We start from the raw sequence: 17,341 nt of genomic DNA, 5'->3' as shown, positions 1-17,341 counted from the left end.
ACGTTTTATTAATCCACAAGGGATAAGGAGATTATTCGATTTTTTTTGTTGATGTAACGGTTTCATTTTCCAGAACCACAATATAATTTTTGTAAGTCATTGTTTTGACCTTTGTTATTTCTTTGGAGACATTTTCCGGCTGTCCATCTGTCTTTTCGGCTTTTGTAGTTTTAGAATTTGCTTGTTGAGCTTTTACAGGTTCAGTTTTTTTGTTTTCGGTTTCCACTTTTAAAGGTTTTCCAAGTGCAGCAGTTACATGTTCTTCTTTCATGCCAATAATAACTTTTCCTTCCATTATTGCATCCCAAACGAGATCACTGTTTTGAATTTTCGTTTGCGGGTCTTCCGTTAAAAAATAGTTTGAAAATTTACAATTTGGAATTAAGGCTGGCAGGATATTGGTTCCGCAATCACAGACATCTATACTGTCTTTTTCTACAATGTTTTTTGTTCTAGTAGTACCATATTTTGTTTCGGTTTTCTGGTAATCATAAGAGTAAGTGATATGAATAGGTTTGTCTTTTGTGCCTGGAGTAACATCTATAACAGTAATCTTTCGATATTTTTTTTCTTTTAACGGGAAATTTGCGAAAAGTTCTTTATTCAAATGCTTCTGCCTGAAATTATCAACCTCATCCAGATAAATAGCTTCGGGTAATATTAAACTGATCTTAGTATCTTCATCTTTGAGATTTCTTAAATTTTGAAAATTGTATGAATATTTAATTATTAAGCCGTCCTCTTCTGCTTTTAAAAGATAATATGGAGAATCGATAATCTGTCTACTTTTATTTGTTGTAACCTGATCGTTTATCTGATGTAACTTAAATGTTTTTTCAGACAAAGTATCATAATATACGTTTGGAGGAGTTTTACCATCTGCACTTATAAATTTATAGCTAATAAGTATTTTGAAATCGCTGCCTTTTTCCGTTATTTTAGGAAAATAAAATCTTTTTCCTATCTCATACTTCTTGAAATGTACAGGGCAATCGGAAGAATCGGTCTTATTTTTAATATGCACTTTACCGGAAATAACGGCCTGTGAATATGATATATATACGTTTAAAAGAATAAGCAACAAGAATTTCCATTTCATTTTTTTACCTCTATTAAGTTAATGCCGTCATATTGGTACGATTTAGTTGTCGTTTGTTCGTATATAATCGTAGCATCGTGGGGCTGGGGCATTTTTTTTAAATGTCTCTTCATTTGTTCTTTTGCTAGTTCTTCAGTACCCCAGTCACCTTGTTTATTATGCTCATAGCAGACATAGCAGCATCTTGGAGATTGAGAAAAGTTTTTTAGTTTATTGGTTAACTTTGCCATAGTTTTTAATTTTTAAGTTTAAAATTTATAGGGAATGTCAAGCGTATCCCATAGCTACTCCTTTCAATTAAATTGTTTTCAGATCCTACATTATTTGCCATATCTAGAAAATTAATGTATAATTCTGCATTTACAGTATTTTCAGTTTTTTCCTTGTCTTTAAATGCAAGCAAAATTCCAAAGCCAAAGTTTGTAGCGGGCTTAAGATTTTCAATTAACTTTTGTTCTGGGTATAAATGCAGAGCGACCTGGTTGCCGTCAAACAGGAACCAGTAAAAATCACCATAGAAAGCTAGTGAATTAATATCTTTTTTATATTCGCCCTCATAAGCGTTGTACTTTGCTGTTTTTGTTCTCGTTTTTGGAGATGCCCCAGAGACAGAACTTTCGGAAATCTCTACTTTATCCAGAACGGCAAAATTATCTTCCAGCGCATACCTAAGACCTCCTGCCAAAAAGAACGATCTGAAAGCCGGAGATACTTTTTTGTACCATGAATATTGTACATTAACTTTATGTGTATCATAGGTTGTTTTTGTTACCTGATTTTCTAAAGGCAGAGATTGATCATACAATCTGAATTCGCTGTTTGAAATGGAATAGCCGACAGAAAACCAACCTAAATGGAATCCTTCTATGTTTATCGCTTCTGATGCCTTAGATTTTTCATTTTTTGACCAAGTCTCCAATTCACCCAGTTGAGTTTCTATTGCTGGAAGATTATTGATTTCATTTTGCTTGTATACCAATCCTTGTTTTAATTTCAATATTTCAATTGATAAGCTATCTTTCTGCAGGCCTTTAGATGCTTCAAATTTACTTTCTAATAATGCCAGTTTTTTAGCGTTCTTTTCCATTTCAATACTTAGGGCGTTACGCTGAACTTCATTGTATATTTCGATGCGTTTAATTTCATATTCGTTGTCTATTCTCCTTATTTCCTTATTGTATTTTATACATTGATCACTTTTATATCTGATTTTATTAGTCAGATCCAGGAAATTATATTGAAAGTCAACACCAAAATTGGTGTTAAGCTCGTTGTTTTCAAAAACAGGTAAAAATCCGTCGGTAAGGGCACCTTTTGCTTTTATCCCAAGAATAGATCCATTATTGAAAATTATATTTCCATTAAAACTGACCTCTGCATCTTTAAGGTCCAGTGAGGCATAATTACCAATATTAGTCTTAGAATTTCCACTTATCAAGTTTCCAAATTCCTTATTGACAAGTTTCTTCACTACTTGCTTTTCAAATCCGGCAACACTGCAATCCTGGGAATAAGATTGTAAATTAATAAGCAGCATTACTATTAAAGTGCCCTTCTTTAGCACAGCTGTTATTGTCGATTTAAAATTATTCGAATCAAATGCCTTTAAGTAATCCATGTTACAATATATATTTTGCCTGTTACTTTCATTTCTAAAACTCTTTAAAATTAAATAAGTTAATTTTTATAGAGACGAGTATAAATACCTGTTTTTCAATTAGTAATGATTCTTGTGTTTGTTGTTGATTTCAAGGGTACAACTTTAGGTACAAGCCTAAAGTTGTACTTTTTTGTTTTTAAGGCAAACCTTTACTTTGTCCTGTAAATAAGTTGAACCGGTATGACCAGAGGAGTAGAGAGATTAATGGTTTATAGAAAAATTATTTCTTACAAGACTTCAATTTCTTTTTTGCCTATTTCTATTCCTTTAACATCGGTTATCACAAGATTGAATTTGGTTAAAGCATTGTTATCCACTTCGTAATTGAATTTAATTAATGTTGGGGTTATGGTTATCTTGGCCGGAGCAATTTTTATACCGTTGATACTGACAACAATATTTTTAGGATCAAGGTTTTGGCCAGGTATCAGGAAATGATTCGTATGATTGATGTTGATCTTTTCTGGGTGCATATTATCCAAGTCAATCTTTTGTTTGCCGCCATCAAGCTTGTCAGGAAGATTAACGTTTGGTTTGAAGGCAGCTGTAAATATCTCCTTGAGTTTTAATGTGGCGATGTTAGTGAACAGCCCTGTTAAAGCAGCTGTAGCAAGAATGCCATTTAGGTTTATTGGTGTATTGATAGTGGTACTGTTTAATGCCAGATAGATCAATATGGAAAGACCCGAGGCAGTAAAAGGTTTAACTGCATACCACATTATCCAGCTTCTCTTGAATTTTTCCGCCCCAACAAAAATGGTGAAGGATGAAGCCACGTAGATCATATTGCCAAGAAAACCAGAAGAGGCAACCAATATGAGAATGAGCACGCCGAATTGTATTGTTCTGCAGGCAGATAAGACGCTCTTCTGGGGACAATCGACTTTCTCAGCTTTTGCTTTTTCATCGTCTGCTTTTTTGACAACCGCATCATTAAATGCTTTTTTGTCTGCTACCACAATGATTTCAATAGAATCTTTTTCTTTTACAGCTTTTAAAGCAATTATAGTGTCTCCTGCTTTATCCGCTTTAGTTTTAACCTGAGTAAGCGCATTGGCTTTTTTCTGGTCTTCTTTCAGGCGGTCCTGTGCTTGAATTGCCGCAGCTAACTGTTCAGCATTTAGGGTATGAGTCTCGATTAGGGTAATCCTGAAAGGATTATAAAAGTAAGCGGTATTTTCAGCTGTAGGCAGTTTATCCGGCCAATGCATAATGATGATTAAAATGCTGATTATTATTGCTAAAACCATAAGAATACCAGCCAGAGCTTTTTCGTTATTGGTTATAGAAAGTTCAGAATCAGATGTTGTTGAGCTCATGATATTTTTAGTTAAGATTCTTTAATTTATTTCTCATCAATTTTTAATTCTATCCACAAATGCGGTTTCTTATCTGGGGGGAATATCTCCAGTTCATTTTTCATGTCATCTCGTGTTGCAAATGGGAAATCAAGCTGAAATTCTTTTCCGTCCTGTTCGATCGTATCACTTCGCAATACTTTTCCTTTTGCCTTTCTATGGTATCCTTTAAGCATGTCGGGACGAAGCATGGCAAAATTAAAATTAGTGCTGACTTCCTCATTAACTGGAATCATTATAGTGAGTTCTCTATCACTCATGAGATCGAGTCCTTGATGTAAGGTGGCGTTATGGCTTGAATGATGTCCGGCTTTATAAAATACCGTACGGGACAAGAGATCTTTTCCGGTCAAGCCGTTGTCAAACTTTACATCAAACCAGCTTTGCCAGTTGCCAATCTGGGCATCACCGACAAAGAGGAGCACTTTTTTACTCTCGGTAAATTCAAATGCTAATACTAAGCTTGTGTTATTGGTCAGCCTGTCCATGTGCAGTGATAATCTGCCAATTTCGGAGAGCCAGTCATAATTAATTGTACGCCATGAATTTTTTGGATCTTCATAAGTTTTTTTCTGATTGTTTTCTTGGTCTTGCTGTTGAAACTGCCGGCTGAAGGGAAAATCAGATTCTCTGCCGCTGTTATCCTGGCCATAGGCATCAATGGCATTAAGCATTAAATCACCGGAAATATCCATGTTCGCAAATTCTAAAAGTGATAAACCATGGACTGCTTCATCTTTCGTCGGATTTAATTTTTCAAGCTGTTCATTTTTTATCGGCGGACCTAAAACGTAGACCTTAATGCCGCTGCTGATGCCCGGAAGAGAAAAAGACTCTCCCGGAGTAAGGAAGGTTACTTTTTTATTTACGATTTCCAACAGCTTTGTAATAGATTTACCTCCTGTCTGGCCTTCAGCAAAGAGATCATACCCTTCTTTTTCCTTTATCATGGCATCGACTTCGGGCACCCCGGTAAATTTATCCGTAAGTATTTTTTTTGTTTTCTTATTTTTATTCCAGTATTTCTCAGTCATCGATCTGATAAATGCACCTTCACTACTTGTATCGGAATCGAGAAAGGACAGCCATAATTCGCGTTCTTTTCCCTTAAGGATGTCTCCTGCGGTAGAGAATCCGCTTAAGTGGTCTCGATGCTGATGGGTAACAACTATTGTTAGCTTCTTGTCACCAATAGTTTCCATAATATTTTTAGCAATTTTTTGCTCGCGTTCTTCGTTACCGGCTTTGTAAGATCCAAAGTCGATAAGCATATATGCTTCCTCATTTCCTGAATTAAATTTTAATAAGAAGCAGTCACCCAGGTCAAGCTGGTTATACATTCTGATATTTGCACTTACAGACATAGTCGAAAAAGTTAATGGTTATGTAAACAGGCGAAAGGTTCGCTTCCCTGCATTAAAAGGGCCGCATTATCTGCATCGCTAAGGGTTGCCAAAGCATAATCAAGCTGTTTGAAAAGCCTTTTGCTGCCTCGCACACTTTTGCAGACTGCGTATTTGACTTCATAATTAGCCATGTCAATTATGAGTGAAGAGCCTCCACGGAACGCATATTTGTCTTCAGGAAAGAAACCCTGATAAGGCGATCCCTTTAAATTGACATAGACTTTCTGAAGGAACATGATGACCATGACTTTTCTGGCATTACCAGATTTAGAATCAGAAATAATCATCGGCCGGCATTTGTATACCTGAAAACTGTTTCGCGCCCTAGCCTTTAAGGTTATAGTCTTTTCATTTCCCGCAGAGTCTGTTTCAGTATGTCTGTAGGTAATAGTATTAAAGTCCATACCCAGTATTGTCTCAGTGCCGGGAGTGACAATATTTTGTAATTTGTAATTAAACATATTATGAACAATTGCACTTAGGTTCTGGGTTTCTTCAAAGATGATACTGCGATTATTTTCCCTTAAAATTCGCTCTATACTTTTCAGAACATCATTGATATTATCGTTCATTTTGCCCCCGAATGATGCATCAAAAATGTATTTTATTGTTTTGGAAAGATCTGCTGATTTTGCAGAATTTGTAAAGTAGCTGTCAGGTGCTTTCCATTTCAGAGATTCTACAGAAAAAGTATTTACTTCATCAGGAATAATACCCCACTTGCGAAAGGATTCCATAACTGCGAAACGAAGCCCCTCTTCATCATCGGGATTATGCTCTATATCTGCAGTTATAAGGGCCCTAAGATAATCACCGAAACTTAAGTCTGCAGGCGGGCAATAGTCTAATGCCCTTATGCATACCATCATTAGATTATCGGCAATTTCACATGCCTCACAGGAAAGCCTCTTTACAAGATCCGGGTCAATTTCTCCCTGTTCCAAGATTCCAGTGCCATCGGAAGCCAGTCTGATGAGGTCTGCAGTTTTGTATCTGTAAAGATTAGCAAATGCATCAAAAACAGCGGCCACCAATATTCCACCTCTTTTGTGGGGCTCGGTTACGGTATGTATTTTTGATGGGTCGGGGTTTATGTGTGTCCATTTTCCATCTTTATCTTTTTCGACAAGAAAGCTCCTCAGAGAACGTCTGTTGTCTGATACCGCCTGGCCGAATTGGATTGCCAGATCACCCAGCATATTTTCAGGAGACAATAAATCACCCCTGGAATTTTTGATCTGCTCTTCTACAACCGATCGGAATGTGAATCTCTGTAGTAAAGCAATTATATCGGCAAAACCTTCATGAAAAGCGAGCATATCATAATTCGTATCACGGGTAAGGTAAGGGTGCAGACTGTGCAGGATTGCATGGGTTGTTTCGTGGGAAATTATATCCGGAGAAAGACAGGTAAAAATAGCGCCACCTGGAACATTGTTTCCCTGCCAGCTATTTGATGCCTGAAAATAGCCAAAAAGCAACGCATTCTTTTCAGGGGAGTAATAGGCATTCTGTTGGCGCATGGCATGAGGATAAATCCTTAATTGCGGAATAAATTCATGAGTATAAATAGTATTATCGTTTTTATTTTTCTTTTCAGTCAGGCGGGACCAGATAATTTTTCTGCCTAAAGCTCTCTCAAACTGCTTTATTACACTCATTACTACTGCATAGACTTGCTGCTGGTGAAATCTTGGGTCGCTTTCTGAAGGTTCCATACCATGATCAGCAAGAACAAAACCGTCATTTAAATCTATGGGAAGGTAGTAACAGTTTTTTGTAGGATCATAGTCTATTATTTCAATATATTCTCCTATTGGCCCGGGAGATAACTCTTCCCATTTAACTTTGTAAATTACTTCGTTGCCATGCCTTTTATTTAGCGTTGAAGAAAATGATGGGTCAAATGCATACCCTTTTAGTTTGCGGAAAAAAGGTTGTGGATATTGTGCTGTCATTTTTTAAGTTTTTTAATTTAAAGATGATAGTAACTGATTATGGACAATATTCTTTAAAATGTAATCGTGTTAATTTGATAAGAAGTGTTTATTCGTAACAGCTAGATTATAGCTTGGATCATATTTAAGCTATGCCTTTGCCAAGGAGAGATTGTCTGCGAATAAACAATTAAAAGGCGTGTAATAAATTATGATAGAAGACCAGAATGTTTTCAAATGTCAGAAATAAAACGGACATGAATTAGCGTATAAATACCTGATTGTTAAATGTTTGAATTTTATTTTATTGCAAAATCAAAAGACTTGAGTAATAGTAAATATAGGAGCCCGTAAATATTTGTTCTTCTTTAGGAGAAGTGGTTATTTCACAATTTTAGTATTTTACTTTTCCTATCTTAGCACAATCGCAATTAAATCGCATTATGAATCTTCCATATTCCCAAAATCTACCAGTGCCTAAACTTGCCTCGGCTTTTGGTAATACCTCTGCTACCTACAAGTTTTATTGGTTATTATCTATTATAGAGCTGGTTGAACATGGGCAGCTAACACTTTCTAAAAGAGCTTTGTTTGCGCGTATGATTGGTAATGCATGGTATACGGTTAATTATTTTCATGTATTTTTTGGCAAACAAGATTTGATACAGCAGGCGGTACAGTCTTTATTAAAACAGGAAGGAATGGCTATTGATGTAAAGAAAGATTTGTTATTAGATGTATTAGAGAATTCTGTACTCAAAACTACACAGCAAACACTTAATCACTTTAATAAAAATGTGCCGCATAGGTTTTTATCTCCATGGTTCACCAAAGAAAAAGGAGCTACTGATATCACTTATAGGAAGCACATATATATTTCTTCGCAGACATTTGAAAATGACTGTATGTATGCGCTTCATGATAATCATATAGTTATTAATCCCAAATGGACAGATTATTTAAAGACAAATGCAAAAATACTAAAGGATTTTATTTACTGGAACCTGACTTTGTTTTTGCAGGTACGTAACCCAAATGTGCCTGATATCGCCAATAAGCTTATTAGACCACCCCTTAGAGGTTCACTAAATAACCAGCGAAAAAACTATTGGGATATTGTATTTAAAGAGCTTGGGACAGTGAATTGTATATTTACCGGTAAAAGTTTGACAATTAGCGAATATGCCTTGGATCATTTTGTTCCGCATGCTTTTGTGTCTCATGATTTGATTTGGAATTTAATTCCCATTGATATTCATTTCAATTCAATAAAGAGCGACAAACTGCCTATTATGGAGAACCACTTTCAAAGCTTTTTCGAAATGCAAAAAACAGCTTTTGAGATTATGCGCAATCATGCTCCTAAAAACAAATTGCTTGAAGAGTATCTAGGTATTTTTCCAGATTTAACCAGTATACATGGTTTTGACTATATAAGATATAAAGACAGTATTCAGCCCTTGGTTACTATAGCCCATAATAATGGATTTGGCTATCTATTATGAGTTTGATTTTTACATGATTAATAGAGATTTCAATTAAATTTCTAAGTATGTCGAGACCTATGAAAACTTTAAAATAACCCACTGCCATCAGAATCAGAACTACACTCTTCAAGCAGCACTAGAAAACATTGTATTACGGAACTTCAGACTCCGCAACATAAGGATGATCTGATGAATTCCTATTTATTTAGTTTTGTTTTTTCTTCAGATTTTTTTTTTTTTTGGATTTTGGCCGGCAAACGGAAGGTTGGTTTAAGTGGTTAGTTTTACGTAAAAGGTAACAAGTTTTTATTCACTAATTTACTGCAACTCTAAGCTTCAGTTAATCTCAAGCTTAGAGTTTATAAATTAAAAATCGAGTTAATAAAATGAATACTTTTTTTCCTTGGCTACTTGGATGTGTTTACATCCATTTGAAAATATGGCTATTATCAGGACCAACTTTCATTATTTACTCGTCTTCCCCAATAAAGTCATCCAGTAGTCTTGAAGAGAATCCCCATCCGTCGGAAGCCTTTGCTCTTTTTAAAACATTTGCAAGTGGGTAAAAGTATGTTTATATTCACCTGACATATAAAATTTTTCATCCAACTCAAGTGCATCTTTTGTGTCGCAAATAATTAAATAGTTATCCTCGTCATTAAATCTTCTTGCACATTCCAATCGTCCAGTAAAACTTGATATTTTGCCTTTTTGCCTATTCTGTCGGATGTACGGAATAGGACAGGTCTAGTGTCAGGAAGATATTCTCTTAAAACAGTTTCCCATACATCGAAAAAAGCCTTTCTTTTTTCTTTTGGTCCGGTTCGAATCCAGTTTGTTACAAACGTTCTGGTTTCTGCTTTAATTATTGCATCTTTCTGCATAATATCAAGTAGATTTTGAGCCATTTCACTCTTCTGGATTTTTGATAACCGGTATTGAATTAATTTATCCATATTCTTATAAGTTAGCACCGGTGATTTTTCGTAATTGCTGTATTCAGAACTCACACTAAATGCTATGACAATCAGCTTGGGATTCCTTTATTTGCCATTCGAGGTTTAATTCGTAAAGCTTTCCAAATTTGACTACATGGTACAGATAGCAGTTTTGGTTTCTTTCGATTACTTCTAGAATTCAAGATTGATAGGATGAGCCCTCAGTTCACCATCTTTCCATTTTTTTATTGGATTCCTTACTATTGTTATTTTAGATTTTTGACTCAAAACATTTTTAACAATTAAGAAACTAAACTTGTCTCCTTGACCTAGCTTAAATTTTTTATAAGCCAATGACCATTGGTAGCCATTAACTGGAAATAGATCTTTATCCTCCATTTTTGTACTCTTGACCTCTATAAACTCTATCTCTTCTTCTCCCTTTTTTATGATAATATCACAACCGATCCCTTTTTTATTCTCAGAATTTAAAAGCGAAATGGTAATAATTTTTTTGTTTGCATTTTCAAAGGTTAAAACAGTTTCTGTTTCATTTATAAAACTTGCTTTTTTTGACCATAACTTTTTTAAATGCTTCATAGCTAAAGATTCACCTCTTTCTCCAATTTCATTTTTCATTTGTTGGCTTTGTTGATTTCGAGATGGAGCTTTAGGCGGTTCCTGGGAATTATTGTTATTTTGTCCTTCAGAATTACGATTACCTTCTTTTCCTTCGATGCCAGAATCATCAAATGGAACAAAGTCTTCTTCAATAGTTTCCATATCGTCGATTTCTGGGGCATTTTCTAATTCTTTTTTTTCTGCTTCGCGATTAGATTCTTTTGCCAGTTCATTAAGTGCTGCTGTTAAATCAATGCCCTTTTCATTACATAGTCTTTCAATGGCTTCAAACTGACTGAACAGTGCTTTTCGATCGGGAGGTAACTGTCCTAAAAGAATCTGTTCTGCCTCAGTTTGAAACTTTAAGTTTTCTACTAAAAGTAAACCTTCGTCAGACGCTTTTGGATAGTCTGGATCTAAATCTTTTAATAAAATTTCACGTGGTTTTTTGGGAATGGCACTATCATTGACAAAAAGCCAGTTTGTTTCCTGCAACGTTTTGAGGATTGAACTTCTAAACTTAGCAGTGTAGTAATATCTGTAAGTCCAGCTATATTCTGATTTAAAAAGCCTTCTTTTGTCACTTTCGCTGCTCAAATAGTTTAGCAGTACATTCCAGATTACTTTTGAGTCTTCTTTTGATAGTTTTTCCTGCGATATAAAATCTTCTAGTCCTTCTAACTTATGATCTACTATTTTTTCACCATGCCACTCAGTAATTCGGTGATCATTAGTGAGGCTGATACGTAGTTTTTCTTTTTGGCTATGGGATAATGCCAGCGAATGCTTCACCAGCCATGGATAGCTCTTTACATTGCATTTTTTTAAAAAGACATAAAGAGTTTCTTTATCTATGTTTTCATAAATGCTCATATTTATGAAGTAAATGCCTTCAGTTAAACTAAAATACTGCTTTAGCATTTCTGAAGGTAGATAGACATCTTGATAGTTCTGATAAGATTTTTTTCCAGTAAATGAATTGACCGCATGAATGAATTTAATGTTTTCATCACGTAACAGCTCAATTATTTCATCTTTAAAATTATCATTTGATTTACTGAATACCTCAAGGATCAGTTTAAAGTGTTCCAAATGTTTTTTTTGAGAAATATTAACCTCACTTGTTCTGTATAATGGAATAATATGATTCTTTATATTATCAAAAAGGTTTGGCTCTCTTATGCCAAGTTTATCTTTTATAAAAACCATTGCGCCTTTCGATTGCAGCACTTTTGGGCTTACAGTATTAAAGTTTGCTAAGTTTTGATTTTTGAAAGGAAGAAAAACGATAGGCTTGTCACTGGTGTCAAATGGTGGTATATGCTGGCCGTTGTCCAGTCGTATGATCGCCTTTTGCCTCAATACTCCTTGATCTTTTTTATTTCCATTTCGCCACAAGGATTCTTGCTTACCATTCAAAAACTCATAAAATTTTATCATCCAGGAATCTGATTTCAAGATGAAAAAAGCATCAGTGGTTTTGCGAGCAAAATCTTCTGGAGTGTATTCCTTAATGTTTAGCTGGTTTGTGAAGTAATTGTGCAGTTCCGGTGTTTTATCGGCAGTTATTTTAGTATCCATCCAGTATTTTTTTTCAAATAAAAGCTGTAGATCTGCCACACTTGAAATTAAGGATGTAAGTTCTCGACCTCGGACAATAGCTAAATCATGGGGTGCTTGGTAATTATTTTTAAACATTGTCGGCAGATATTTGCCCCCTTCCAAAAATTCCTCTTTTACTGCCTTGAAAAAAAACCAATATACGATTTTTGTATCTTCAATTTTATAGTTTAGTGGCAGTTGATTTAAGAAATCGATTGTAATAAGTTTATTTTGTGCGAGATGCTGCAACGCGCGTTTCATGAGCTTGCCGAGCTCATCGAGCAGTTCTATATTTACAGGAAGCTTAAAGTCAATATTATCACGTGCAGGGGTTGTACTGAACGGAGCTTGAATCAGAAAATTGAGAAATGTCTCATATCCGGTTTCAAAAAAAGCAAATAGATTGCTCGTGTCAGCTTTAACAATTTGCAGATTTGCATCTTTAACATCTTGTTTGAAAGCTATAGCGATATTTGGTTTGTTTTTTAATTTTGAAAATTCCTTACTGGCAACAGTTGTTTTGAAAACTAAGTATTGATGTTTTTCTTTATTAACTGACAGGATTGTTTTAAAAGCCAAATCATTACCTGCAATCGATTTTTCTTTTTTATTGAAGACAAATTTTACATCATTCCATTTTAACGTGATGCTATTTAGGTTGGAAAGAAATAAAAGATTATAGTACTCAAAGGTTTCAAATTTTGATCTAATCAGCTGGTAGATTTCGGTGTTGCTTAATTTTTTGTTTTTAAAATTTAATGTTATCGTTGTGTCTTTGAAATTATTGTTTTCAGTGAATCTGTCCGGTAATACAAAATCAATTATTTGGAAATCATATATTCCGGATTGGATTCGTGGACTTTCTGTTACAGCGTAGACTGATTTAAAACCTATACCAAATTTTCCGATTTTTTCTAAATTTTTCTTTTTTTCATTCTGTAGATTGCTGATACCCGTTATTGCGTTAATATCAGTATATGTGAAATGTGTGCCGTTATGATTTACCACTAAAGCATCTTCTCGTAAATCAAAAGTAATTTCTGTTGCTTTGGAATCCTCAGCATTCTGCAATATTTCATATACAAAGTGGGAAGCATCAGAATATAGGCCAACTAATACGGTTGTTAGATCAAAGCCATTTTTTACTTGGGCATCCACAAATTCCTTTCTATTATTTATTAGTTCTTGAATCGTCATATTATCGATCATATTATATTAGGTTAATGGACTTTTAAAATTTTATTTTAATAGCTTGAGTTAGATTGCAAAACCAAACGATTATGTATTGGTATTTTTTGCTATGTTTTGTTTGATGATTATAATTTTGGTTTTTAGCTAAACAGCAATTCCTAAGGGATCCAAAATACTTGTTACAAATTCTTCAAGGATAAATTCCTGACCATGATAAGTATAAGGTACTTTATCAAATTCTCTCCAGGCCTCCGCCAAAAGAGCTACATATTCTCCTGTTACGGGGTCTGTTGGTGCATCGACTCCCTTAGGGTTGCGTAATAGCTGTCCCAGCCATTCTCGGATTAGGACACAGGCAGGATTGTCGGGATAGCTGGCATAATCACAATGCAAGGAAATTATTCTTTCTAGTCGACTTTTTTTGAAACCTGCAGCCAGTTTTCTCTCTTCAGCTTGGCATAAATAGTGGATGCAGCTTCCTAAGCATCTAATTGTATCAATAACCCTGTTCTCTGTCTGCTCTTCTTTTGCTAGTTCTAGCCAGCCTAACATTATATCAAATTGTTCATAAATTATGTAATGGGCAAATGATGGGTGCTCTGAGTCTCTTTTGTAATTGTTTTCCAATGGTATATTCTTGATAAGAAGATCGGTCATATTTCTAAAGTAAAAAAGCCACATATGCCAGTTGCTGTTTCTAAATATGGATTCCCTAACCATATAATTAAAGTAGACGGTTGCTATCCATATTTTATGATTCCATAATTCTGTTATCAATTGAAAATCATACTCCTTTTCTAAAAACTCTTTTTGCGTGACGTCATATTTTAATGATTTAATAGCACCTTCGCCTACAGGATACCAAACGCTGTTTTTAACAGCAACTTTGGTGTTAACCAATAAGCCTGTAAGTATAGGTAAGTCGACCGATTTGTCTCTTTCTAGTATACTTGAACTTGAATCATTCATAATCTTTAGCTCATCTACAAGCGATTGGTTTTTTGATTCAAATATTATTTCAATGTACAGTTTTACTAAATCGGGATTAGCAGCCCTGTCTTTTATCATTCCTTTAAAAACTGTAGCAAATAATACAGGATATTTTGATGCCACAGTTTTGACAAATATTTCATTTTGAATGATATGACCGTAAACCATAGCTCCAAATTTTGTGCGTTTTGGTTTTATCAGTTTCTCAAATTCTTTATCTGATTTAGATCTAAGTCTAAAGGCAAGCAAGTTATCTTCTTCTTTTGTTAAATTTGATAGACCTGTTAAATAAGTCTGAATATCTACCAAATGATATTTGTTAATGTAGCCAACTAATAATTCTATCTCATTTTCCTTTAATAATGAGTTGTAAAGGGTGATTAGCTTTTTGGATTTACCGCTTGAAAAATAGGAAAACGAAACCTTTATGATAGGATATGCAATAACTACTAACGACAAAATGTAAGCCCAGATAGAGGCTGGGATACCTTTCTCAATTCTAAAAGAGTTCAAACCATTAAACCAGTTTTCCTCAAGCCAGTCAAAAGACATTAAATATAACATGAAAAAAAGACTAAAAACAAGCGCTGTCATTTCCAGTTTTGAGAAAAAAAGTAAAATAAAGTTTCTTTCTTTTTGAGGGATAAATGACCAGATGGCAAGAGCCAAACCTATTAAGGTTAGAAAATCAGATGGTTGCATTGTCTATAGTATATATTAAATTTATAATTTATCGATTAGATTAGGGTTCCTATTAATTAAAAAACTTCGAAGTGCCTTTATTCCAGATTTAAAATTTCAGGCAAGTCAGTTGGTCTTCTGTTTAATGATTTATTGGGATTGTCAATTTAAACTGGAGATTGTGTCTCTATAAAATTTAAAAAGTGCAACGTGCAAAGATGCAAGGGCAATACCAAAATGTCTTTATTTGAAAATATTCGTGCAATAAACATTTGATTTTTTGGAAAGACTTTGTAAAAGACTTCTTTATCCAAAAATATAAATTCAGAGTTTAAATTGAGCGAGTATTTTTACGTAAAAAAATAAAAAATATTGATCAAGAAAAACAGCGTTTTGTTTATAGTTAACGATGACATATCGCTTTATATAACAAAGATTCTTTTAGTTTTAGAGGGAAATCATTTGGCATGTTTTGTTAGTCAGCAATAATAAATCATTCTTTTTTTTTTATTTGATAATTCTGCGATGGGTGAGTCTCGGTTTTTTTAAGAGCTAAAAAAAATGAGACTTTTTTATTTTCAAGTAGTAATACATTAGTTAGCTATGATTTTCGCTGGAGGAGGAGGCTGGCTAAAAAGGTTCTTCATGAAAAGGGGAAGATATTTTTTTTCTTGTTTAAAATCCTGGTAATAATTATTTTTTAACTGCGCAAAATAACTGCGTACAGCTTAAGTATCTTTGATCTTGTTTAGTAATCATAACTAAATTAGATACCGTAATTATTAAATAAAAAAACCGCAGGCAGAACAGTAAGTAAGCTGAAGAATGGGATTCGCTTAGTCTCGAAACCACTGTAATACATAATCTTACTAATTACTATAAAAAGGAACTAAATGGAAATAACCGAATTTAACGGCGAATTGTTTAAAGATTTTTTTGAAATTGTTCATCGGACAATGGAAGATATTCGTACTCATCCAGATTATAGCTTATCCAAAAACAATCATCTTTTATTGGGTCCAGAAGCCCATCATTGATGATACGTTTTCGAGTCTTACCCCATTTCCTAAAGTGACAGTGGTGGCAAAAGTATGTCTGGCAACATACCATGTAAGATGTTTGTCTATGCCACAGACATCAGCTATTTCCTTCAGATAGGCATTCATTTTCTGATTGGAAATTTTCGGGATAAGACCTTTCTGCTGATTTTTATATTTAGAAATAATTTTCTCAACGGTTGGTAATACAGGCACATTGGCTCTAATGGCAGTTTTAGCTCTGCTGGTCATAATCCATAAGTTTCCATTTGAATCTTCAGATATGTTTCTTTCGGTTAGATCCATGGCATCGACGGGTGCATATCCTGTATAGCAACTGAAAAGGAATATATACTTGACCTTTTCGAGACGGGGTGTTGAAAATGTTTTATTCTCGATCGTATTCAGTTCAGGCTGAGTTAGGAAAACAGCATCTTTTACGCTTAGCCTTCCGTCATAAACGATGAATGGGTTTTTTATGCTCAAGTCCATTTTGATGGCGTAATTGCATGCAGTTTTATACATCTTCATATATTTTACCACTGAATTGTTTTTGATGCCTGTCTGCTCTTTAAAACTGCTCTCATACTTAAGGAATTGTTCCAGTTTAAAGACAAATGAGCTTGATATTTCAGATGCGAGCATATCTTCCTTTTTGTAGTTACTGGTAATGAAGTCCAAAAGTAAATCTTTCGCTCTTTTGTACTTCTGCAGTGAAGCAGGTGCGCGCTCTCCCGAGTTAACTCTTTTGGTGAAGAATACATTGTATGTTTCCAAAATTTCAATTATTGTGGGACCATGTAGCTGGTCTATTTTGGCTTTGCCTGTAATTTCAGCTTTTAATAATAGAAGGTTGACCTCGGGATCAATTCTAAAGAGTTCAGTAAATTTTTTGGCTGCATTAAGTTGGAAAAGGTCAAGTAGATTTTTGATTACTATTTCCTTTTCAATTTTAAGCTGGTTTCTAAGGCTATTAGTGCTGGACCATCTTTCTTTTGAAATGGCTTGTCCGGTTGACATTGAAATTTGTTTGTCATTGTAGCTCAAACGTGCATAGATTGGAGATTCGGCGTTCTTGTTTACTCTGTCGGATTTCTGGTAAAAAATTACTTTTAACATGTTATCTAGTTTTAAAATTAATAATCAAATTGAATAAAAAATTTTAAGAGAGTCCATTGATAGCAGGGAATTCCCGGGGAATTCTTTCTTTTTAGTTACCCATTTTTGAGAAAAATTATCCAAAAAAAACTGGATAACTAATAGGGTAACCATTCTTTGATAAAACATGTGCTTTTTGAAAAGTATGAAAAACGAAAAAGCCTTTAAACACTAGT

11 protein-coding genes are annotated in these 17,341 nt (G+C 34.4%); 1 reads left to right on the top strand and 10 read right to left on the bottom strand.

Annotated elements, in window-relative coordinates:
* Positions 1–31: 31 nt before the first annotated feature.
* The 6 genes from IRZ78_RS23185 to IRZ78_RS23160 form a co-directional block, all read right to left on the bottom strand.
* On the bottom strand, positions 32–1,099 hold the full coding sequence (locus IRZ78_RS23185; RefSeq protein WP_194619418.1) for a hypothetical protein: 1,068 nt from the start codon (positions 1,097–1,099) through the stop codon (positions 32–34).
* Positions 1,096–1,329: a hypothetical protein gene (locus tag IRZ78_RS23180; RefSeq protein WP_194619416.1), complete on the bottom strand. Its 234-nt coding sequence runs from the start codon at positions 1,327–1,329 to the stop codon at positions 1,096–1,098. The genes IRZ78_RS23185 and IRZ78_RS23180 overlap by 4 nt, the downstream gene beginning before the upstream one ends.
* Before the next feature lie 5 nt (positions 1,330–1,334).
* Positions 1,335–2,717, bottom strand: coding sequence for a hypothetical protein (locus tag IRZ78_RS23175; RefSeq protein WP_194619414.1), 1,383 nt, complete (start codon positions 2,715–2,717; stop codon positions 1,335–1,337).
* A gap of 269 nt (positions 2,718–2,986) precedes the next feature.
* Positions 2,987–4,078 (bottom strand): hypothetical protein, encoded by a 1,092-nt coding sequence (locus IRZ78_RS23170; protein WP_194619412.1) that lies wholly within the window; start codon positions 4,076–4,078, stop codon positions 2,987–2,989.
* A gap of 26 nt (positions 4,079–4,104) precedes the next feature.
* Entirely contained in the window at positions 4,105–5,481 is a 1,377-nt protein-coding gene (locus tag IRZ78_RS23165) for a hypothetical protein (protein WP_194619411.1), read from the bottom strand.
* 11 nt (positions 5,482–5,492) lie between these two features.
* Positions 5,493–7,481 (bottom strand): hypothetical protein, encoded by a 1,989-nt coding sequence (locus IRZ78_RS23160; protein ID WP_194619409.1) that lies wholly within the window; start codon positions 7,479–7,481, stop codon positions 5,493–5,495.
* A 422-nt stretch (positions 7,482–7,903) separates the two neighbouring features.
* On the opposite strand from IRZ78_RS23160, the gene IRZ78_RS23155 reads away from it, so the two are divergent.
* The gene (locus IRZ78_RS23155) at positions 7,904–8,965 is read left to right on the top strand and encodes an HNH endonuclease domain-containing protein (RefSeq protein ID WP_194619407.1); all 1,062 of its coding nucleotides are present in this window, start codon (positions 7,904–7,906) and stop codon (positions 8,963–8,965) included.
* A 620-nt stretch (positions 8,966–9,585) separates the two neighbouring features.
* On the opposite strand, the gene IRZ78_RS26280 is transcribed toward IRZ78_RS23155, so the two are convergent.
* The 4 genes from IRZ78_RS26280 to IRZ78_RS23135 form a co-directional block, all read right to left on the bottom strand.
* The gene (locus tag IRZ78_RS26280; protein ID WP_228520584.1) at positions 9,586–9,855 is read right to left on the bottom strand and encodes a hypothetical protein; all 270 of its coding nucleotides are present in this window, start codon (positions 9,853–9,855) and stop codon (positions 9,586–9,588) included.
* Between the two features lie 222 nt (positions 9,856–10,077).
* On the bottom strand, positions 10,078–13,317 hold the full coding sequence (locus IRZ78_RS23145; protein WP_194619405.1) for a DUF3883 domain-containing protein: 3,240 nt from the start codon (positions 13,315–13,317) through the stop codon (positions 10,078–10,080).
* Positions 13,318–13,443: 126 nt separating this feature from the next.
* Positions 13,444–14,991: a hypothetical protein gene (locus tag IRZ78_RS23140; RefSeq protein ID WP_194619403.1), complete on the bottom strand. Its 1,548-nt coding sequence runs from the start codon at positions 14,989–14,991 to the stop codon at positions 13,444–13,446.
* 989 nt (positions 14,992–15,980) lie between these two features.
* Positions 15,981–17,126, bottom strand: coding sequence for a site-specific integrase (locus IRZ78_RS23135; RefSeq protein WP_194619401.1), 1,146 nt, complete (start codon positions 17,124–17,126; stop codon positions 15,981–15,983).
* Positions 17,127–17,341: the final 215 nt, after the last annotated feature.

It is taken from the genome of Flavobacterium sp. CSZ (assembly GCF_015350725.1).
Taxonomy (GTDB): Bacteria; Bacteroidota; Bacteroidia; order Flavobacteriales; family Flavobacteriaceae; genus Flavobacterium.
This window is presented reverse-complemented; position numbering and strand designations above follow the sequence as displayed.